Below are 19,812 nucleotides of genomic sequence, written 5' to 3'. Positions count from 1 at the left end.
TGGGCAATTACAGACTCGTGCTTTCAACCTGTACGCATAAGGGTTATTTTGATTGGGCTTGCGCCCCTCCCGTTTCCGGGGTAACGTTAGCTTCGCATAAGTTATGCCTCGGTACTATCTCCAACACACTGGTTTAACCCTGTAAGCCTGTTTAATGCTGGAGTTGTAGAGCTACAAACTAGCGGAAGCATTTGTAGGTACGAACTTTAACTCTTGGACATAACGTAGACCGCGTAGGTCTTAGGCTGGTCAGGTATGGGCTTTATTCCAAGCCCCCGCCTTTAGGCGTGGGGTTCCTGACTTACGCTGAACGGGTCAATTATAGGCGTTCTACTGTAGGTATTGATGATGCGGCACTCCTAATCATCTATCGTCGAATATTAAAACAACACCATTCTTGACGTTTCCAGAGGGTAGCCACTGTCCAGTTATGTTGTTCTAGGGTATCAGCAATAGGTTTCGCCTGATCCAACAATATCCCGCTAATAATCCCCCAACTCTTGGGACTGGCGATCGCACTAATTCCGGGAATCAGGTCAATAATCACTTCTGCCAGGATGTTACAGAGAATACCATCAACTTTTTTCTCACCCAGAAGATGAGATAATAGCTCAACGCTGCCTTTCTTGACAATCAAGCGATCGGCACTAATCTGATTCAGTTCTCGGTTGCTACGGGCAGAACGCACAGCTAGGGGATCAATATCTACCCCCAAAACTTTTTTTGCCCCCAATAACACAGAGGCAATGGATAAAATCCCCGATCCACAGCCAATATCCACAATAACGGGGTGGCTATTATCATAACCGATTCGCATTTCCAGGGCTTCCAAGCATAGTTGGGTGGTGGGATGGGTTCCCGTACCAAACGCCGCACCCGGATCAAGACGTAAAAGCAGGCGATCGGTTTGTGGGGGTACAGATAACCAAGCCGGGTAAATCAAAAAGCGATCGCCTATTTCTGTCGGTTCCCAATGCTGTTTCCAACTACTCGCCCAGTCTTCTTCATCAATCAAGTGCCACTGGGTTAGGGGAATGGGCAATCCTACCGTCAGCGCATCTTGGCGCAACCACAAGGATAGTGCTGCCAAATCCAACAAATGTGCCTGATTTTGGGGTAAGTGCGCTCGGATCAGTTGAGAATGTCCCTTGCTTTCACACGACATTCCCCGACAGCCGAAATTGTCCAGTCGCCAGAAGATCAAATCCTCCAAGGCTGGATCACCCAAAATTTTAATTTCCCACCAGCTATTTGCCATACGATTTCAGATTTTAGATTTTAGATTTTAGATTGAGGGAGAGTCGTTGGAAACTAACAGAGACCGCAGGATCGCTGTTCTACCGTCTGAGTCATCCAAAATCCAAAACCCAAAATCCAAAATTGACGTGACTACAGTGTTACCGTATAAGCGTCCCGAATCCCAGGAACTTTGGTAATTTCGGTCAAAATTCCCTCCGGTAGGGGATCATCAATGCTCAAGACCATTACAGCATCCCCTCGGACAATTTTGCGACCAACCTGCATACTGGCAATATTCACATTAAAACTACCCAGCAGCGACCCAATTTTACCAATAATTCCTGGCATATCGCGGTGCAGGGTAAAAAGCATGTGGTGACTCGGTGGGACATTAATCGGAAACTCGTCGATACTGGTAATGTGAATTTCACCATCGCTGAGTAGCGCTCCCGTCACTGAATGTTCACCCAAGGAACCCTTTGCCGATAGCAGCAGCGAACCGCCAGAATAATCTTGAACCGAAGCATCGCGGGTTTCAATCACCCGAATCCCCCGTTCTTTTGCCTCAATTGAAGCATTAACGTAGTTAACTCGCTCCCGCAAGGCTTGGGATAACAGTCCTTTCAGGGAAGCTACCACTAATGGCTGACTATTATTCGTAGCTAACTCCCCTTGTAACCGGACATTTAGCTGTTCAATTCGCCCACCCGCTAACTGACTTACCAAATTGCCCAAGGTTTCTGCCAAGCGCATATACGGTTTGAGCTGTTCTAGCACATTCGACGATAGTCCGGGAATATTCACGGCTGAACGCGCTGGTAATCCTAAGAGGACATCACGAATTTGTTCAGCCACATCAATGGCAACATTAACTTGGGCTTCGGCGGTTGATGCACCCAGGTGAGGCGTGAGGATTACTTCCTTATTGAGTTCTCGCAGGGGGGATTCTCCCAAGGGTTCTGACTCAAATACATCCAGTGCGGCTCCAGCTATTTTACCCGTCTTTAAGGCTTCTGAAAGTGCCGCCTCGTCAATGACTCCACCTCTAGAACAATTGATAATTCGAGCCGTTGGTTTCATTGTCGCCAAGGCTTCGGCATTAATCAGATGAGTAGTTTCTGGGGTTTTGGGAATGTGCAGGGTGATGTAATCTGACTCTCGCAACAACAACTCCATATCCACCAGACGACAACCTAGCTGATCCGCACGTTCTAGGGAAATAAAAGGATCATACGCTAGTAACTTCATCCCCATAGAACGGGCAACGGTTGCCACATGGGAGCCAATTTTACCCAAGCCTACAATACCGATAGTTTTTTTGTAAACCTCGGCACCGAGAAAGCGCTTGCGATCCCATTGCCCATTTTTCACCGACTGATTGGCTTCTGGGATATGGCGAGATAGGGACAGCATCATCGCTAAAGCATGTTCAGCCGCTGCAATGGTATTGCCTTCTGGGGAATTTACCACGACAATACCCTGACGGGTAGCGACGGGGACATCAACGTTATCAACGCCAACCCCCGCACGTCCAATAATCTTGAGTTGTTTACCCGCTTCGATGATTTCTTTGGTCACACGAGTGCCAGAGCGAATCATCATGGCATCATAGTCAGGGATGATGTCAACGAGTTGCTCAGGCGATAGAGTGGTTTTCACATCAACCTGAGCCACTTGGGAGAGGATATCAATTCCAGCTTGATCAATGGGATCGGATACAAGTACTTTAGACATTGCCAGTAGATGGGTTGAAATGAGCTACACCGATTGCGCCTTAGTGTAAATTAATGGTGGACAGCGTATCAATTCCACAATAGGGTTATCACCGGACAATCGCGATGACTGACCGCAGTAGGTTATTGTAACGGCAAATGGGTCAGTGCTGACCACATTGACCGAAAGATTTAAAGTTTCTCGGGTTTTCCCGGTTGTTGGCAATGATGCCAATCCTCAACCCGCAACCCCTCAACCCGCTTCAAGTCTCATGTATTGTGTGTCACCCTAGTTCAGAGTGGTTCGAGCGATCACGCACCGAGGTTGAACGCCCCTTCAAATACATCACACCAACATTTGTATAGTTGTATAGAGTCGCTATTTTCGTGAACGTTTTCGGTTAGTAGCTAAATGTTTTACCCGTCTCTCTGTTTCTTGATGCACATCTTCTACTGTAATTGGTACACCAGACCATTCACTGAGTTCGTGAGCTAACCAGTCAATTTCTGGCTCGACGAGTCCCTCATAAGCTTTAGATACTTCATACTTCTGTTGGGCAGCTATTATTGTAACTCTTGCATGACTCGATTGTATAGAATTTTTTCCTTTTGAGCTTTGAGTTGTCATTAAAGCAGACTTAGTATAGCGAATTTGATTAATCGCATTCTTTAGAATAGGAGTTTTCTGACGTTTACACCAGAGCCACTCGTAAGTCAAGGAAATTTTTTGATGATCGAGATGTAATCGAGTTGATCTGAAAAGATATACGCCAACTGTATACGCCATTATTACAGCGATGCTCCCGAATGGCAGTGAAAAAAATAAGACATTTATTGCTCCTAAAATAATACCAATGGGGTCACCAGAAAGCACAAAAACAAGCGGAATTATAGAAATTAGTCCACAGACTAACATTATCCCTAGTCCCGTTACAAATTGAGTATTAAAAATTGATTTTGGTGGAATTAAAATATCTACATTTCCTGAATATTTTTTGACTTTAATCCGACTGCCAAACGGTTTTTGGCTAACGGCAGAGTTATCGGTTTTCTGACGAGGTTGCTCCAACGCTTTCACTGCTTCCCCAGCCGATGCCATACGGCGATTTAGACTCGGTTGTGTCATCCATTTCAGCCAATCAATCAAATCTGGACTAAGATTAACAGATGATTCAAACTGAATTCGTAAATTTTCCTGAGGTAATTCGGCTGGATGTCTCCCTGTTACTAAATAAATTAGGGTTGCACCTAAACTGTAAAGATCAGACGCGGGAACCGTTCGTCCACCAAATTGTTCCGGTGGCATATACCCGTAAGTTCCCACAACCGTAATCGTGATACCTTTTTTTGCCGCTAGAGTTTGTACCGAGCCAAAATCAACTAAATAAACTTCACCAATTTTGTTACCTGAGCGGTTTGCCAATAAAATATTACTGGGCTTGATATCTCGATGGATAACTGGTGGCTGTTGTCCATGCAAATAGCGCAAAATTTCCAGCAAAGCTTTAGCTAATTGCTTAACGTCTTCTTCGCTAAATGTTCGCCCACTCTTTAACCATTTATCTAGGGATTTAGCCGGGATATAGCTTTGGACTAAGGCAAATCCTTTACCCATAGATGTGTCTACATCAAAATAATCTAGGTAATGGGGGATTGCTGGATGAGAAAGGAGTTGTAACGTTTGCGCTTCTCGTTGAAATAGTTTCAAATCATCCCATTGGAAATTTTCTCCAAAAATTAGCAGCTTGATAACTACCAACTCTTGGGTTTGTAAGTCCCGCGCCAGCAACGTGCGTCGTCCCGCATTTTTAGCTAGCTGTTTCTGGATGGCATAACGCTCTTTTAAAATTTTAGTCGTCATTGTTTATAATCCTATTCAGAACGGTTATTCTTTACCATTTTTTACGATTGCCATAATTCCATCTTTTGTTTTAATGTTGATGTAGCCGAAATATTTATAAATTAAACTATCATCCTATATTTATTTATCTATGGGTAAATTTAAGAATTCACTGAGTTCAAATGTGATCCAATCAACTTCGCGATCGCTTAGAGTTTTAGTCGGAAGTTTATAAACCTGTGTTCCTGCCCAAATCTCAATATTGCGACGAAGAAGCGAATTTGTATCGTAATGTCGTAAAAATCCTAATTTTGTAATAGCTTTCCTGGGACTTGAGCGTCGTTTATTAAGTGAAATTATATGCTGATCAATCCGCAGTCGGGTAGATTTGGGGAAAAGTTTTATAATTATTAATAGTGGACTGCAAAAAATACCGATCAGTAAAATACCAATTAAGCCACTCAGTAAGCTTGCCGGAAAAGACAGATTAGTAAACGCCTGCAAAATAAGGGCAATACCACCAACTAAAATAAACAATCCAAATTGGAAAAATACCATTAAGAAAAAAACAAAAATGATTGTATATATAATTGAATTCCAAGAAGGAGGAAGAATAATTTCTAGACTATTCCGGTCTTTCTTTAATTTAACTTTACTGTCCTCAGGTTTTCTGACAACTGCTGAGGTCTCCTCTTTTGGCTCCGGTTGTTCTAGGGCTTTTAATGCCTTCTTGGCAGAGGTTAATCGGCTATTTAAATCCGGTTCAATCATCCACGTCAACCAGTCAATTAAATCTGAATCCAGATGGATGTTGGGTTCAAACTGAATTCGCAAATCCTCCTGGGGCAAATCGGCTGGATGCGTCCCAGTTACTAAGTAAATTAATGTGGCACCTAAGCTGTAGAGATCAGACGCTGGAACCGCACGTCCACCAAATTGTTCCGGCGGCATATATCCATAGGTTCCCACCACTGTAATCGTGCTACCTTCGGTTGCGGCTAAGGTTTGGACTGAGCCAAAATCGACTAAATAAACTTGACCTACACTGTTACCTGACCGATTTGCCAAGAGAATATTACTCGGCTTAATATCTCGATGAATCACTGGTGGATTTTGTGCGTGTAAATACATCAATATTTCCAGTAAGGCTTTAGCCAGTTGCTTGATTTCTATTTGGTTAAAAGTGCGACCTGATTCTACCCATTGTGCCAAAGATTTCGCTGAAATATAACTCTGTACCAGGGCAAAGCCTTTAGTCTTAGCTGTCTGAAATTTAAAGGAGTCTAAGTAACGTGGAATTGCCGGATGAGAGAGGGATTGTAAGGTTTGGGCTTCTCGCTCAAACAGTTTGAGATCATCCCATTGAAAATCGACACAGAAGGTGAGGAGTTTGATCGCGACTAATTCCTGAGTTTTTAAGTCCCGCGCTAGCAACGTGCGTCGTCCCGCATTTTGACCAAGCTGTTTCTGGATAGCGTAACGTTTTTTTAAGACTTGCTCCACCATGTTTTTGCCTAAGCTGTTGTGCTTTTAAACCACTGACTCAGAGTGGCAGTTGGCTGAAAATACCAGTTCAGTAATTAAATTATCGGCTGAGTTTTCTGGCAATTTTTGATTTTTCTTCTAGGATAGCGATCGCGACAGCACATTTCATCCACTAGCCAAATTTCTTAACATGTTCTTCGGTGCTACGCTTGAAGTTAGGCAACACTATGGCTGGTCAAGAAATGTTAACATCGAACCTTCTTATTCTGTGTGGAATATACCTGTCTATCTAAAAGCAGGAAGGTTCTCGCTTCAGGTGGAGTCGCTATTGTCGTAAAGGTTGTCGGTTAGTAGCTAAGCGTTTTAGCGTATCTGTGACTGGTGACGCACGTATTCATCAGTAATCGGCACACCCGACCATTCGCTGATTTCGTGGGCTAACCACTCCATTTCTGGCTCTACAAGTCCCTCAATATTGGCAGATAGTACATAAGTGAGTACATGGTTCTGTTGTTTAGCAATTATTGTAATTGCTTGATAACGATTGGTATAGTGCAGTTGGCGAATATTATTCTTCCTGATCGGAGGTTTATAACTTTTTAACCAGGGGTACTCATAAGTCAATGTAATTTGTTGGTTGTTGAGAGTTAATCGAGTTGTTCGGAACAAATTTAAAAAATTTTCAAACGACATATAGATAGCGATCAAAACACCTGTAAAAAATATAGAAAAGAATACTACAAATGAAGATAGTAAAATATTGTCTTTAGCCAAGTAAAATAACCCAAATGCAATAAAAAATGCAACAATAAAGCACGGGAATGAAAACAACAATATCAAGAGAAAATATGTCCAGAATTTGCCTCTAAAAATTGATCGTGGCGGTGGGATCAAAATATCTACATTTTCCCCATCTTTTTTGACTTGAATCCTACTCCCGAATGGTTGGCGTCTAACCGCCGGGATATAGGTTTGCTGACGAGGCTGATCCAAGGCTTTCATCGCTTCCCCAGCCGATGCCAGACGCCGATTTAGACTCGGTTGTGTCATCCACTTCAACCAATCAATCAAATCTGAACTGATATTAACAGATAATTCAAACTGAAGTCGCAAATTTTCCTGAGGTAATTCAGATGGATTCCTCCCTGATACTAAATAAATTAAGGTTGCACCCAAACTATAAAGATCAGAAGCCGGAACCGTTCGTCCACCAAATTGTTCAGGTGGCATATATCCATAAGTTCCTACAACAGTAATCGTGCTACCTTGTTTTGCCGCTAGGGTTTGTACTGAGCCAAAATCAACTAAATAAACTTGACCGATACTATTACCTGATCGGTTGGTCAATAAAATATTACTGGGCTTGATATCTCGGTGAATGACTGGCGGCTGTTGCTCATGCAAGTAGCGCAAAATTCCTAGCAGTGCTTGAGCCAGTTGCTTAACGTCTTCTTCGCTAAATGTTCGTCCATTCTTTAACCATTGTTCTAAGGATTTAGCTGGGATATAGCTTTGCACCAAAGCAAATCCTTTACCGATTGAGGTGTCTAGATCAAAATAATCTAGGTAATGGGGAATTGCCGGATGGGAAAGACGTTGTAAAGTTTGCGCTTCTCGTTCAAACAGCTTTAAATCATCCCATTGAAAGTCTGATTCAAAAATCAACAATTTTATCACAACTAAGTCTTGACTTTGTAAGTCCTGTGCCAGCCAGGTGTGTCGTCCGGCATTTTTAGTCAACTGTTCCTGAATAAAATAACGTCCTTTTAAAACTTGATTTTTCATTTTTGTTAATCCTATTCTTCCTAGGTTATTTAATCCTTTAATTACATTTATTATTATTTAGTAATGGGCAAATCTAACCATTCGCTGAGTTCATGAGCTATCCAATCAATCTCCTTGTCAGTAAGGTGTTTGGTCGGAAGGTTATATTGCCGTGTTCCTGCCCAAATTTGAATAGTACGACGAACACACAAGTCTGTATCGTCATGTCGGAAAAATCCTAATTTCAAAATAGCTTTTCTGGGACTTTTTCGTCGATTATTAAGTGATATTTTATGCTGGTCAATCCACAGTCTGGTAGATTTTGGCAGAAGCTTTATGACTATTATTAATGGTGTTAGGCACAAAATACCTATAAACAAAATATGTATAAATACTGTGATCAAGTTTGCCGAAAAAAAGACGTTGGCAAACTCTTCTAATATAAAATTATTTTTTTTAAACAACAAATAAAAATGACGCCAAAAATAAATTATCAACATGATCACTACCAAGCCGATTGCTGTATTTTTTTCTAAAATATTTTTTTCTAAAATATTATGGTCAGGAATGATAACTTCTATGCTAGTTTCGTTTTTGCTAATTTCGACTTTACTCCAAGTCGGTTTTGCCACAATTATTGGTGTCCTATAATTCTGTTTTTTAAGTGATTTTAACCCTTGATTAGCAGAAGTTAAACGCCTATTTAAATCCGGTTCAGTCATCCGCTTCAACCAGTCAACAAAAGCTGAATCGAGAGGAATTTTTGGTTCAAACTGAATTCGCAAATCCTCCTGGGGTAAATCAGCAGGATGCATCCCGGTTACTAAGTAAATTAACGTGGCACCTAAGCCGTAGAGATCGGACGCCGGAACCGCACGTCCACCAAATTGTTCTGGCGGCATATACCCATAAGTTCCCACAACTGTAATCGTACTACCTTCGGTTGCGGCTAAAGTCTGGACTGAACCAAAATCAACTAAATAAACTTGACCCAAACTATTGCCTGAGCGGTTTGCCAATAGAATATTACTCGGCTTAATATCCCGATGAATCACTGGCGGATGCTGTGCGTGTAAATACATCAATATTTCCAGCAACGCTTTAGCTATATGCTTGATGTCATCTTCGTTAAAAGTGCGACCCAATTCTACCCATTCGGCTAAGGATTTCGCTTCGATATAACTCTGTACCAAGGCAAAGCCTTTAGTCTTGGATGTTTGAAATTTAAAGGAGTCTAAGTAACGTGGAATAGCCGGATGAGACAGGGATTGTAAGGTTTGGGATTCTCGCTCAAACAGTTTGAGATCGTCCCAATTAAAATCGGCATCAAAGGTGAGAAGTTTGATGGCAACTAATTCCTGGGTTTGTATGTCCCGCGCTAGTAAAGTTTGTCGTCCGCCATTTTTACCGAGCTGTTTCTGGATGGCGTAACGTTCTTTTAATACTTGCTCCACCATGTTTTCCCCTAAGCTTTTGTGTATTTCAATTACTAATTAAGATTGGCTGTTTGCTGAAAATACTGAATGAAATTTTGGGAACATGGTAACATTTGTTACTGACTATTCCATTTTGTAGAGACGTCCCAGCGGAACGTCTCTACGTCTTTTCTGGTTGTCCGCACCGATGAATTGGGTTGGTGTAGCCACAGATGTTAACGGGTTGACAACTGGTGAAATGCGTTATAGCACTACGGGGATAGGTGAGGACATCAGTTTAGTTTATCCCAATAGGCAACAGGCAACAGGTAACAGTACAGAATGTCCTCTCCCTGCCAAAGTAGCTGCTATATCTGACAGACTGGCTACCGAGTTTTCCGGAAAGTTTTGATTTTTCTTCTCTGATAGCGATCGCGACAGCACATTTCATCCACTAGCCAAATTTCTTAACATGTTCTTCGGTGCTACGAAAGTGCGACCCAATTTTACCCATTCAGCTAAGGATTTCGCTTCGATATAACTCTGTACCAAGGCAAAGCCTTTAGTCTTGGATGTTTGAAATTTACTTGACTACCAAGTTTTCTTCTATGATATTGCTTTTCCGGGTCTGGTGAGGTACATTGCCTTGGGCGCAAGCCTTGCGCCCCTACAGTTAGGAGAATCGCATCGGCTGGAGAATTGCTATAGCAGTACAGGGAATTTCATTGACCCGCCAACTTTCTTAACAGGTTCTTAGGTGTTACGATTGAGGTTAGGCAAAAATGAAGCGTAACCCTTAATCTTAATCTGAATAACACTGACTTGAGGGTTTGTAATGGGTGAGCAGGCGTTTATGGCGCTAAAGCGCAACTACAAACCTAGCTTAGTTCAGTGTGATTCATCTTAGTCTCGAAGTCTTTGTAACGATTTAGCTCTACCTGATATTATGAACTACCTGGTTGCTGTCCTGAAAAATCGCATTGAAGCCGAAGAAGCGTACACGGTTCTGGAAAAAAGAGGTTTGCCGATGAATCAAGTCACGATTCTGGGTAAAGGCTACCAAAGTGCGGATGAGTTTGGCTTGATTGACCCCAACCTCCAGGCGATTAAGCAAGTTAAGCAACTCGCCTACTGGTTGCTTCCCTTTGGCTTTGCGGCTGGATATGCCTTTAACCTACTCACGGCGATCGAAATTCTACCGATAAGTCCCATAGGGAATCATATCATTGGCGGTATCTTCGGTGCGATCGCGGCAGCCATGGGCAGCTTTTTTGTAGGTGGCGGTGTGGGTATCGCCTTTGGTAGTGGGGATGCACTCCCCTACCGCAATCGCCTCAATCAAGGAAAATATATCATTGTTGTCAAAGGTTCAGATCAATTAATTCGCCAAGCTACCCCGATACTGAAGCAATTTGAGCCAGAGACGATTCAAGGATATACCGAAGGACAGTAGCGTAAAAAATGAGAATGATCGCGCCTCAGGTGAACCATTAATCGTCCAGTTTTTCTAAGAGGAGTTTTACGGCTTGGATAATTGCATCGGGTCGATCCACCCAGACAAAATGACCGCTGTTTTTAACCGGAATTTGCACGCAATTTGTCGAAAGTTTAGCTAACTGATCGTGGATGCGATCGCGTAACTGATTCGCGGCTTTTAACGGCATCAAAACGGTCAAAATTGAAGGCATAAAAAACGAAGAAGCTTTAAGACTAACAATCGGCATATCGTTGAGATGGCTAGCACAGCGGACTTGGCGACCACTTGGATCTAAACTCAAGATTTCTCTGGTCATCGTTAGCCAGTGTTTAGGACGACAAAGGGAGGTTCTAAACCCGCAGGTATAACAGCGACATAGAGGTAAGTAAGGAGTTGACGCTTGTTGACCTTTAACTCTAGCAATTTTTTCAGGGATGAAATACAATTAAAAAATTATGCATAATTCATAATTCATCATTCCCATGCTGCCACGAGAGGACTTACTCAAAGGCGTCGAAAATCGTGATCCGGTTGCCCGTGTGATTGATCAAGCCGAACAAGCCATCAAAACCTGGGACGTGGTGTTAACTGATTTCCTCTCACCGCCTGTACTGGTGGAAATTCAGCAGCAGTTTGCGCGGTTGACAGAGGTGGGACTTTTGCCATGGGGGGGATATCCTCAAGCTGAACGTCAACGGTTGGGGATCGCCCGTGAAGAATTGCCTCTGGATCAGTCTCAAGTTGAGGTAGCCGCGTTGGATATTGAGGGCAATTTTCTCTTTGATCCAGCCACCCATCGGGATTTCTTGGGCGCAATTCTGGGAACGGGGATTGTTCGGGAGAAAGTTGGCGATATTATTGTTTTAGGCGAACGTGGCGCTCAAGTGATTGTGGTGCCAGAGATTGTCGAGTTTCTGGAGATGCACCTGACTCAGGTGCGTTCGGTTCCGGTGAAAACTCGACCGATTGAGTTGACTCAACTCAAGATTCGAGAACCCAAGAAGAAAGAAATGACCACAGTAGAAGCATCCATGCGCCTGGATGCGATCGCGTCAGCCGGATTTGGCACATCTCGCAGTAAGATGGCGGATATGATTGGTGCGGGTGATGTGCGGGTAAACTGGAAAGAGGTTAGCCAAGCCAGTTACTCGGTTCAACCGGGTGACTTAATCGCGATTCGGGGTAAAGGGCGCTTGCAAGTTGGCGATGTTTCCATCACCAAAAAACAGCGTTACCGTATTCAGTTAACCCGATTTATTTAACGATTAAGTCGGTTGGTGGAAATAAACTGAACTATGTTAAATTATGTAGCTATTGCTCAATCCCTGACATAAACAACGCGAGTTCCCCACCGTTAAGTTTAATTGTCCCCACCTACTTATCCAGCACCATTAGAGTTAAGCATGACAGACTCAGTAAGCCATCAGCAGGAGGAGCTTCTCATCGAGATGCAATCATCTAAACTCAAGCCAAGCTTTTCTTGGCAAGGGATCTTTTCTTTGCTGATGTTCTTTTATATGTATCTGCCGATTTTGGTCTTGACATTTTATAGCTTTAATGAATCAGCCTATAGTGCCAATTGGCAGGGATTTACTCTACAGTGGTACATTAAGCTATTTACGGATACGCGAGTGCTGAAGTCGTTACAAAATAGCTTGGCAGTTGCTTTTATTTCTGTAATCATTTCCGCCGTAATTGGCACGTTGATGGCGGTGGGGTTGGTGCGTTATCAATTTAGGGGGAAAGGGTTATATCGTGGGGTGTCCTACTTACCGTTGATTATCCCTGATATTGCTATGGCGGTAGCGACTTTGGTGTTTCTGGCGGTGATTGGTACGCCGTTAAGTTTGTGGACAATTGTGGCGGCACATGTGGTATTCTGTCTGGCATACATTGCCTTTGTGGTCTCGTCGCGTATTTCCAGTCTTGATCCGTATTTAGAAGAAGCAGCACTCGATTTAGGCGCAACCCCGTTTCAAGCGTTTATTAAAGTGTTATTGCCCGAATTGATGCCTGCCATAATTGCCGGGTGTTTAATTTCGTTTGTTCTGAGTATGGACGATTTCCTGATTGCTAGCTTTACGGCTGGCACCGGATCGACAACTCTACCCATGGAAATTTTTAGCCGTATTCGTACTGGAGTTAAACCCGATATTAATGCCTTGAGTGTGATTCTAATTGGTGCGTCTGGGGCAATTGCGTTTGTGGGTGAGTTGCTGCGCTATCGGGGGGAAAAGAAGCGGTTGAGATAGTTATTTGTCATTCGTCATTTGTCATTCGTCAAAGAATAGTAAACATAAAATTATAAAAAAATATAGGCTAGTTGTCAAACAATAAGACTATATTCCCCAGAATCGGCTAAATGCATTAAAATTTGTAAATAAGGAAAAATAGGATACAGCCTTTAACATTGTCCGACGAAGCTGGAAATAAGGAGAGGAGAAGTGGAACCTATGGAACCTACCATAAACTGTGCTGAAGCCTGCGTCAATGGTTGTATATTGGGTGATAAATGTCCCCACAAGGAGTATGCGGCTAAAGCCTCAACATTTATCAATGAAACCTCATTGGATAAAATGTATGAGATAGCTGAGGAGGCGCGACGGAAGAAACTGATGGAACCACCTAAGTGGGTGATTCCCGATTTTCCGGAGTAGTTAAAATTGGATTAAACTCACGTATTGCACCAGTCTCCATCAGCCAATGTCATGTAAGGTGGGCAAGAGTTATAACCGTTACCCCCTCTGAGAGTAAAGCGTGTTGCTTTTGTCCACCCCACGGCAACTTAGAATTCAGGATTCAGTTAGGAGAGAGGATGGGAATGATGATAAATAAGTATATAGACATAAATTTTTGTTAACTGAGTTACAGGTTGTCAAGGACATTAATTATTTACTATTCTCTGTTTTTGAGTTGACCTGATTCTACAAAATTCTTTAAGCTCGACAGTAATAAATCCCAAACCTTAAGCATTTCAGAGTACATTTGCTCAGACTTTAAGTTGGTATGTTCTAGTTTAAGATTCGTTCCCCAGTCAACTTCATCAAGAGTGTAACAAATAGTCAACTGGTTTTCTGGCGTTCTATCTGTACCGTGATTGTCGCTCCAATATGTATACTGAAACTTCTGATTAGGGGTTAAGATATCAATTTTACCATAATCAATAAAGTCTTCACCGTTATTGTTTCCTTTAAGGATAATATCACTACCAACTTGCCAATCGGATATAACTTCTTTCAAAGGATAATATTGGATAATCTTTTCTGAATTTGTTAACGTGTCAAAGAGTAAACTCGGCGGTGCATTAATAAACAAGTTCTTTGTTATTGAAAAGCTTTTCATGATTTCTTGCCCTACAGCGTGAGCAGGAGAACTGATATCATACGCAGTACCATCACCAGGCGTGGCACTGCAAATCCCTATTTTTAGCGGCTATGGCTAGTTATAGCGATTGCCATTAAGGTTAGGACGAATGTCACTGACTGGTATGCTGGTGGGCAATGCCCACCCTACGGTATATCAAAGGTTTTGGCGATCTAACAAGGCGGATTTCAGTGCCATTAAGGTTAGGACATAGTGAACGGCTGAAACGGCGAAGTATCAATAATCAATCTTCTGCCATCTGCTATATAGCCTACGTTAACACTCCCAAACGCGATCGCACTTTCTCTTGCCTTAACCCAAAAACGCCCCAACTGTGGCACTCTGGGAGAATAGAGAACATACAGATAGTCTAGCTACAGAAATTATCCCGATCGGTTATGCAAACACTTCCAACCCCTCAAACGGCTGCCAAACCCCCAGCATTAGATACCGTTATCCATCGCCGCCAAACTCGTCCGGTGCGAGTCGGGAATGTCACGATTGGTGGCGGACATCCGGTGGTGGTGCAGTCAATGATTAATGAAGATACCTTAGACCTAGAGGGTTCCGTGGCTGGGATTCGCCGCCTGCATGAAATAGGCTGTGAGATAGTCCGAGTCACGGTTCCCAGTATGGCGCACGCCAAAGCCCTCGCCCAAATTAAACAGAAGCTGATTCAGACATACCAAGATGTTCCCTTGGTGGCGGATGTTCACCACAATGGGATGAAAATCGCCCTAGAAGTCGCCAAGCATGTGGATAAAGTGCGGATTAATCCAGGGTTATACGTGTTCGAGAAACCAAAGAGCGATCGCACCGAGTATACTCAAGCTGAATTTGAACAAATTGGCGCCAAGATTAAGGAAACCTTAGCACCCCTGGTCATTTCTCTACGGGATCAAGGGAAAGCGATGCGAATCGGGGTGAATCACGGTTCCCTGGCGGAACGGATGCTATTTACCTATGGCGATACCCCGGAAGGGATGGTGGAATCGGCGCTGGAATTTATCCGCATCTGTGAATCCCTGGATTTTCGCAATCTGGTGATTTCTCTGAAAGCCTCCCGTGTCCCCGTCATGCTGGCGGCGTATCGGTTGATGGTACGGCGCATGGATGAGTTGGGGATGGATTACCCCTTGCATCTGGGTGTTACAGAAGCTGGTGATGGGGAATACGGGCGGATTAAGTCTACAGCGGGTATTGGTACGCTATTAGCTGAAGGGATTGGCGATACCATTCGCGTTTCCCTGACGGAAGCGCCAGAAAAAGAAATTCCGGTTTGCTATAGCATTCTCCAGGCTTTGGGATTGCGGAAAACCATGGTGGAATATGTCGCCTGTCCATCCTGCGGGCGCACCTTATTTAATTTAGAAGACGTACTCCACGAAGTTCGGGAAGCGACGAAACACCTGACAGGTTTAGATATTGCTGTGATGGGGTGTATTGTTAATGGTCCAGGGGAAATGGCAGATGCGGATTATGGCTATGTGGGTAAGCAACCTGGTTATATTTCCCTGTATCGGGGACGGGAAGAGATTAAGAAGGTGCCGGAAGATCAGGGAGTGGAGGAGTTGATTAATTTGATTAAAGCCGATGGTCTTTGGGTTGATCCCTAAAGCACCACTCCCGTTAAACCGCCTTGGGTTTCAGCCCAAGAACCAACACTCAAGTCAGTTAAAACTGACTGGATAAGAGTTTTAGTGCATTTTAACGGACAGTAACTCTTATAGCAGTTCCCAAGTGCGTGAGTTACACCCACAGAAGAGGCGAATGTAGGGGCGCAAGGCTTGCGCCCTTACCCCTTTTATTTAGGCGGACATGATATTAACTGATAAATGACCAATAATCTACCCGATGAACAGGAGTACCTAGTGCAGCGGGCATAAAAATACTTGAGCAGCTTCGTAGATACGACTAAGTAGGGGGAGCAGAGGGAGCTGGGGAAGCTGGGGGAGATATTAGCTGTTCAGTTATTTCTGCCTTCTTGCACTAGAAACCTTTCTTCAACCGAGAGGTTCTGGAAACATTGCTGAGTGCTGAATAATGGCTCTTAAGGTTAAGCAAAGGTCAGATTACACCTTTAAATATAATCAAAAACTGGCACGGCATGGATGGTTACGACTAACTCCTGCTTATTCCGTAAAATTAGTGTCAGAGATTATTCACAAGATTCCTCCTGAATCATTCATCCTTGACCCTTTCTCTGGAACAGCTACAACGGGTTTAGTTGCTGCTGAACAGGGATTACAAGCTCATTGTTTAGATATTAATCGATTTCTGATCTGGCTGGGTAATGCCAAATGCCACAATTATTCGGTCTCGGAACTGGATGACTTGAATCAGAGAATTAAAAGAACGATTTATCAATGCAAAAGTCTGATTGATCAAGAGTGCTGGACTCCTAATATTTATAATATTACTCGCTGGTGGAGTATACATACATTGAAAATTCTAGCAGCACTTCGGCAAGCCCTGGTAAACGAATTTGGTGAACCGAAAGAGGGTGATGTTTCTGCGTTGGCATGGGTCGCTTTTTGCCGTTTAGTAATTGAAACCTCTTCCGCCGCTTTTAATCATGTATCGATGTCGTTTCATCAGCAAGTTACTCGGTATGAAGTTGAACAAATTGAACAGCTTTATCAAATTATTGTTGCAGCGATAATTAGGGCTTGCTGCACAAGCCTGAAACCCTTACAAATAAAGAGTTAGGGGATGATTAAAGGTGCATCAGGTGCAAGGTTTTAAAACCCATAAGCTAGAAATCCTGGCATTTTTCGAGGATGCTTAAGCAGAATCTTCTCCCATCAGGGGGTTGAAACTGTTCCCTGTTCCCTGTTCCCTGTTCCCTCCCCTCACCACAAAACTTATTCAGCAGACCCTATATACAATTATCCTTTCCTAATTGTAGTGTCTCGTTAGGGCTTTTATCGTTAACTCAATTTACCCAAATAAACCCACGTCAATACCACGAATGAAGGAAAGCGATGGTTTGTAAACGCCCCCCTGATGATGATGGCGATTTAGAAAGGAAGGGTTGGAGTAGTGGTCTTTTTAGTTTACTGAAAATTTATAGCGATTGTAAGTGTAAAGCATTCGACAATATCTGACATCTATCGCAAGAGAGATAAAGGGCAAACATCTTGTAAATCAAGGCTTCTATGTCCTAGTGCCGCAGAAAAATCTGCCTAAATTCAGAAGAATTCTTGCAAATAAACCCATTAACCTGCATCATTTATGAGTAGATAGCAAAAAAACTTTATAGAGGATTCACAATGAGTACCTACGCACAAGAACTCAGAGCGACGGCACAGGCAATGGTTGCCCCCGGCAAGGGTGTCTTGGCGATGGATGAAAGTAACGGCACTTGTAATAAGCGATTGGGGAAGGTTGGTATCGACCAGACCGAAGAGATGCGTCGTACCTATCGCGAGTTAATTTTAACCACGCCTAATTTGGGGAATTATATCAGTGGCGCGATTCTCTATGATGAAACGATTCGCCAATCGACCAAAGATGGGACACCGTTTCTCAAGGTGATGACCGATGCCGGAATCATCCCAGGAATCAAAGTGGATACTGGCGCCAAAGACATGGCAGGTTTCCCTGGGGAAAAAGTCACCGAGGGACTCGATGGTCTGCGCGATCGCATTGCGGAGTATTATCAAATGGGCGCTCGCTTTGCCAAGTGGCGGGCGGTGATTACGATTGGTGAAGGCATTCCCAGTCGGGGTTGTATCGAAGCAAATGCCCATGGATTAGCCCGGTATGCCCAACTTTGTCAGGAAGGCGGTTTGGTTCCTATTGTGGAACCGGAAGTGCTGATTGATGGAAATCATACTCTGGCACACTGTTATCAGGTAACCGAGGAAACCCTACGCACTGTTTTTAATCAGCTTTACACGCAGCGAGTCGCCTTCGACCAAATGATCCTCAAACCCAGTATGGTTATTTCTGGGAAGGATTGTCCCAACCAAGCCAGTGTGGATGAAGTCGCCGATGCGACGGTGCAATGTTTAATGAATTCAGTACCAGCATCTGTGGCGGGTGTGGCATTCCTGTCTGGGGGTCAGAGTAATGAGCAAGCATCGGCTCACTTGAATGCGATGAATGTGAAGTATGCAGAGCAAGCGCCTTGGACTTTAACCTTCTCTTATGCCCGGGCTATTCAGCAACCTGCTTTGGAAGCGTGGAAAGGGAAAGAATCCAATGCGTCTTTAGCCCAAAAACTGCTGCTGCATCGGGCGAAGTGCAATGGTGCTGCCCATGATGGTAAGTATACACCTGAGGTAGAGAAAGAACTGGAACCTGTAACCGCTTAGGTTGAATAAGCTGTCACGCATTTAAATTGGGAATGGGTAGCGAGCAAGATGCTCACACTACCAGGATTTCATTATTATTGACATTAAGGTTTAAATGCCAAACAGCTTAGCACTGAAAAGCGTGCATTTTGGGATTGCCCAAACCCTTGATATCGTGCATTTTGGGATTGCCCAAACCCTTGATATACCGTAGGGTGGGCATTGCCCACCAGCCTTAAGTAAGTGCCATTCCGCTTAAGTTCATTCTCAGGACTTACTCAGGCTGAACCGTTGAACAAGCATCTGTAGGGGTAATTTATGAATTGCCTCTACTTAATTCCCAAATGAGTTATTCTGAAACCAAGCCTGGAAAGGCTGGCGTTCTCTTATCTGGTCAAGAGGAAATACGATGACAGTGCTGGAAGCTTTGCAATCTGTCCAATTTGTCACTGTAAAAGGCAAGCGTTTAGCCGTTATCAGCGCCGATGAATGGGAAGCGCTAATTGAATGGTTAGAAACACTCGAAGATGTACAAATTGCCCGGACAGCATTTGCCACCTTAAAAGCAGCAGGGGGCGATCGCGCGGTTGCAGGTTGGTTGAAGTGGGATGAGGTGGAGCAAGAGTTGGAGTGAGTCGTTACACAGTCTATGTCACTCCTGATGCCTTTGGCGAAATCAAAAACCTTCCAGGGAATATTAAACAGCGCATCAGACGAGTAATTGGGGAATTAGCCGACAATCCCCGCCCACCTCAAAGCAAAATGCTTAACCTCCCCGATGTGGAAGCAGAGGTATGGCGGCTACGGTTAGACAATTGGCGACTATTGTATGCGATCGCAGAAACGGACAAAATTGTCGATGTATTAGCTATCCGTAAACGCCCCCCTTATGATTATGGCGATTTGGAAACCTTGCTGGAAGAGTTAGAGTAGCGATCGCGATCCCCCTTATAACTTAGTCCTTGTCAAGCGGACTACCCTTCGGGAAGGCTTCGCCTATGTTTGTGTAGCAGCGATTTTAATCGCCGTGGCAAAAAGAGGGTAAAAAAGGCAGATTTGGTATTATAACCTCATTTTTGTGACATCCTCCTACACCAAATCGAAGATTATGGAGTAGGCTTCCTACCTCACAATAGGACATTCCTAGTTACAACTCTGACGAGTTTTTCGCCACTTATCTAGAGCAGCCCCATGACTTACTCCCCGACAGACCGACTGC

17 protein-coding genes are annotated in these 19,812 nt (G+C 43.6%); 9 read left to right on the top strand and 8 right to left on the bottom strand.

The annotated features are described in order from the left end of the window. Positions 1–367: 367 nt before the first annotated feature. The 6 genes from prmA to RIE73_RS06665 all read right to left on the bottom strand — a co-directional run bounded on the left by prmA (position 368) and on the right by RIE73_RS06665 (position 9,497). Positions 368–1,258: a 50S ribosomal protein L11 methyltransferase gene (gene prmA / locus RIE73_RS06690; RefSeq protein WP_446400454.1), complete on the bottom strand. Its 891-nt coding sequence runs from the start codon at positions 1,256–1,258 to the stop codon at positions 368–370. 131 nt (positions 1,259–1,389) lie between these two features. Further along, entirely contained in the window at positions 1,390–2,973 is a 1,584-nt protein-coding gene (serA, locus tag RIE73_RS06685; RefSeq protein WP_446400453.1) for a phosphoglycerate dehydrogenase, read from the bottom strand. Positions 2,974–3,330: 357 nt separating this feature from the next. Next, positions 3,331–4,812, bottom strand: coding sequence for a serine/threonine protein kinase (locus tag RIE73_RS06680; protein ID WP_446400452.1), 1,482 nt, complete (start codon positions 4,810–4,812; stop codon positions 3,331–3,333). 120 nt (positions 4,813–4,932) lie between these two features. Then, complete coding sequence (locus RIE73_RS06675) at positions 4,933–6,297, bottom strand: serine/threonine protein kinase (RefSeq protein ID WP_446400451.1); 1,365 nt, start codon at positions 6,295–6,297, stop codon at positions 4,933–4,935. Positions 6,298–6,639: 342 nt separating this feature from the next. Then, complete coding sequence (locus RIE73_RS06670) at positions 6,640–8,061, bottom strand: serine/threonine protein kinase (RefSeq protein WP_446400450.1); 1,422 nt, start codon at positions 8,059–8,061, stop codon at positions 6,640–6,642. 53 nt (positions 8,062–8,114) lie between these two features. After that, complete coding sequence (locus tag RIE73_RS06665) at positions 8,115–9,497, bottom strand: serine/threonine protein kinase (protein WP_446400449.1); 1,383 nt, start codon at positions 9,495–9,497, stop codon at positions 8,115–8,117. Positions 9,498–10,401: 904 nt separating this feature from the next. On the opposite strand from RIE73_RS06665, the gene RIE73_RS06660 reads away from it, so the two are divergent. After that, the gene (locus RIE73_RS06660; RefSeq protein ID WP_446400448.1) at positions 10,402–10,908 is read left to right on the top strand and encodes a hypothetical protein; all 507 of its coding nucleotides are present in this window, start codon (positions 10,402–10,404) and stop codon (positions 10,906–10,908) included. A 37-nt stretch (positions 10,909–10,945) separates the two neighbouring features. On the opposite strand, the gene RIE73_RS06655 is transcribed toward RIE73_RS06660, so the two are convergent. Next, positions 10,946–11,248: a hypothetical protein gene (locus RIE73_RS06655; RefSeq protein ID WP_446400447.1), complete on the bottom strand. Its 303-nt coding sequence runs from the start codon at positions 11,246–11,248 to the stop codon at positions 10,946–10,948. Positions 11,249–11,414: 166 nt separating this feature from the next. On the opposite strand from RIE73_RS06655, the gene RIE73_RS06650 reads away from it, so the two are divergent. From RIE73_RS06650 to RIE73_RS06640, 3 genes are all read left to right on the top strand, one after another. Further along, on the top strand, positions 11,415–12,194 hold the full coding sequence (locus tag RIE73_RS06650; RefSeq protein ID WP_446400446.1) for a photosystem II S4 domain protein: 780 nt from the start codon (positions 11,415–11,417) through the stop codon (positions 12,192–12,194). Positions 12,195–12,335: 141 nt separating this feature from the next. After that, positions 12,336–13,184 (top strand): ABC transporter permease, encoded by an 849-nt coding sequence (locus RIE73_RS06645; protein WP_446400445.1) that lies wholly within the window; start codon positions 12,336–12,338, stop codon positions 13,182–13,184. A 201-nt stretch (positions 13,185–13,385) separates the two neighbouring features. Beyond that, positions 13,386–13,589, top strand: a complete 204-nt coding sequence (locus RIE73_RS06640; RefSeq protein ID WP_446369304.1) for a hypothetical protein — start codon at positions 13,386–13,388, stop codon at positions 13,587–13,589. Positions 13,590–13,827: 238 nt separating this feature from the next. Here RIE73_RS06640 and RIE73_RS06635 read toward each other — a convergent pair whose 3' ends face one another. Beyond that, entirely contained in the window at positions 13,828–14,274 is a 447-nt protein-coding gene (locus RIE73_RS06635) for an SRPBCC family protein (protein WP_446400444.1), read from the bottom strand. Between the two features lie 419 nt (positions 14,275–14,693). Here RIE73_RS06635 and ispG point away from each other — a divergent pair, with 419 nt between their 5' ends. The 5 genes from ispG to RIE73_RS06610 all read left to right on the top strand — a co-directional run bounded on the left by ispG (position 14,694) and on the right by RIE73_RS06610 (position 19,526). Beyond that, on the top strand, positions 14,694–15,911 hold the full coding sequence (gene ispG / locus RIE73_RS06630) for a (E)-4-hydroxy-3-methylbut-2-enyl-diphosphate synthase (RefSeq protein ID WP_446400443.1): 1,218 nt from the start codon (positions 14,694–14,696) through the stop codon (positions 15,909–15,911). A gap of 427 nt (positions 15,912–16,338) precedes the next feature. Continuing rightward, complete coding sequence (locus tag RIE73_RS06625) at positions 16,339–17,004, top strand: DNA adenine methylase (protein ID WP_446400442.1); 666 nt, start codon at positions 16,339–16,341, stop codon at positions 17,002–17,004. 563 nt (positions 17,005–17,567) lie between these two features. Next, the gene (locus RIE73_RS06620) at positions 17,568–18,614 is read left to right on the top strand and encodes a class I fructose-bisphosphate aldolase (protein ID WP_446400441.1); all 1,047 of its coding nucleotides are present in this window, start codon (positions 17,568–17,570) and stop codon (positions 18,612–18,614) included. Positions 18,615–19,002: 388 nt separating this feature from the next. Continuing rightward, the gene (locus RIE73_RS06615) at positions 19,003–19,227 is read left to right on the top strand and encodes a hypothetical protein (protein WP_446400440.1); all 225 of its coding nucleotides are present in this window, start codon (positions 19,003–19,005) and stop codon (positions 19,225–19,227) included. Beyond that, a complete protein-coding gene (locus RIE73_RS06610) occupies positions 19,224–19,526 on the top strand; it encodes a type II toxin-antitoxin system RelE family toxin (protein WP_446400439.1) in 303 nt (100 codons plus the stop codon). The genes RIE73_RS06615 and RIE73_RS06610 overlap by 4 nt, the downstream gene beginning before the upstream one ends. Positions 19,527–19,812: the final 286 nt, after the last annotated feature.

Origin of the sequence: Coleofasciculus sp. C1-SOL-03 (assembly GCF_040220555.1) — a bacterium.
GTDB lineage: Bacteria > Cyanobacteriota > Cyanobacteriia > Cyanobacteriales > Coleofasciculaceae > Coleofasciculus.
The sequence above is the reverse complement of the archived record's forward strand: the minus strand, read 5'-3'. Positions and strand labels throughout refer to the sequence as shown.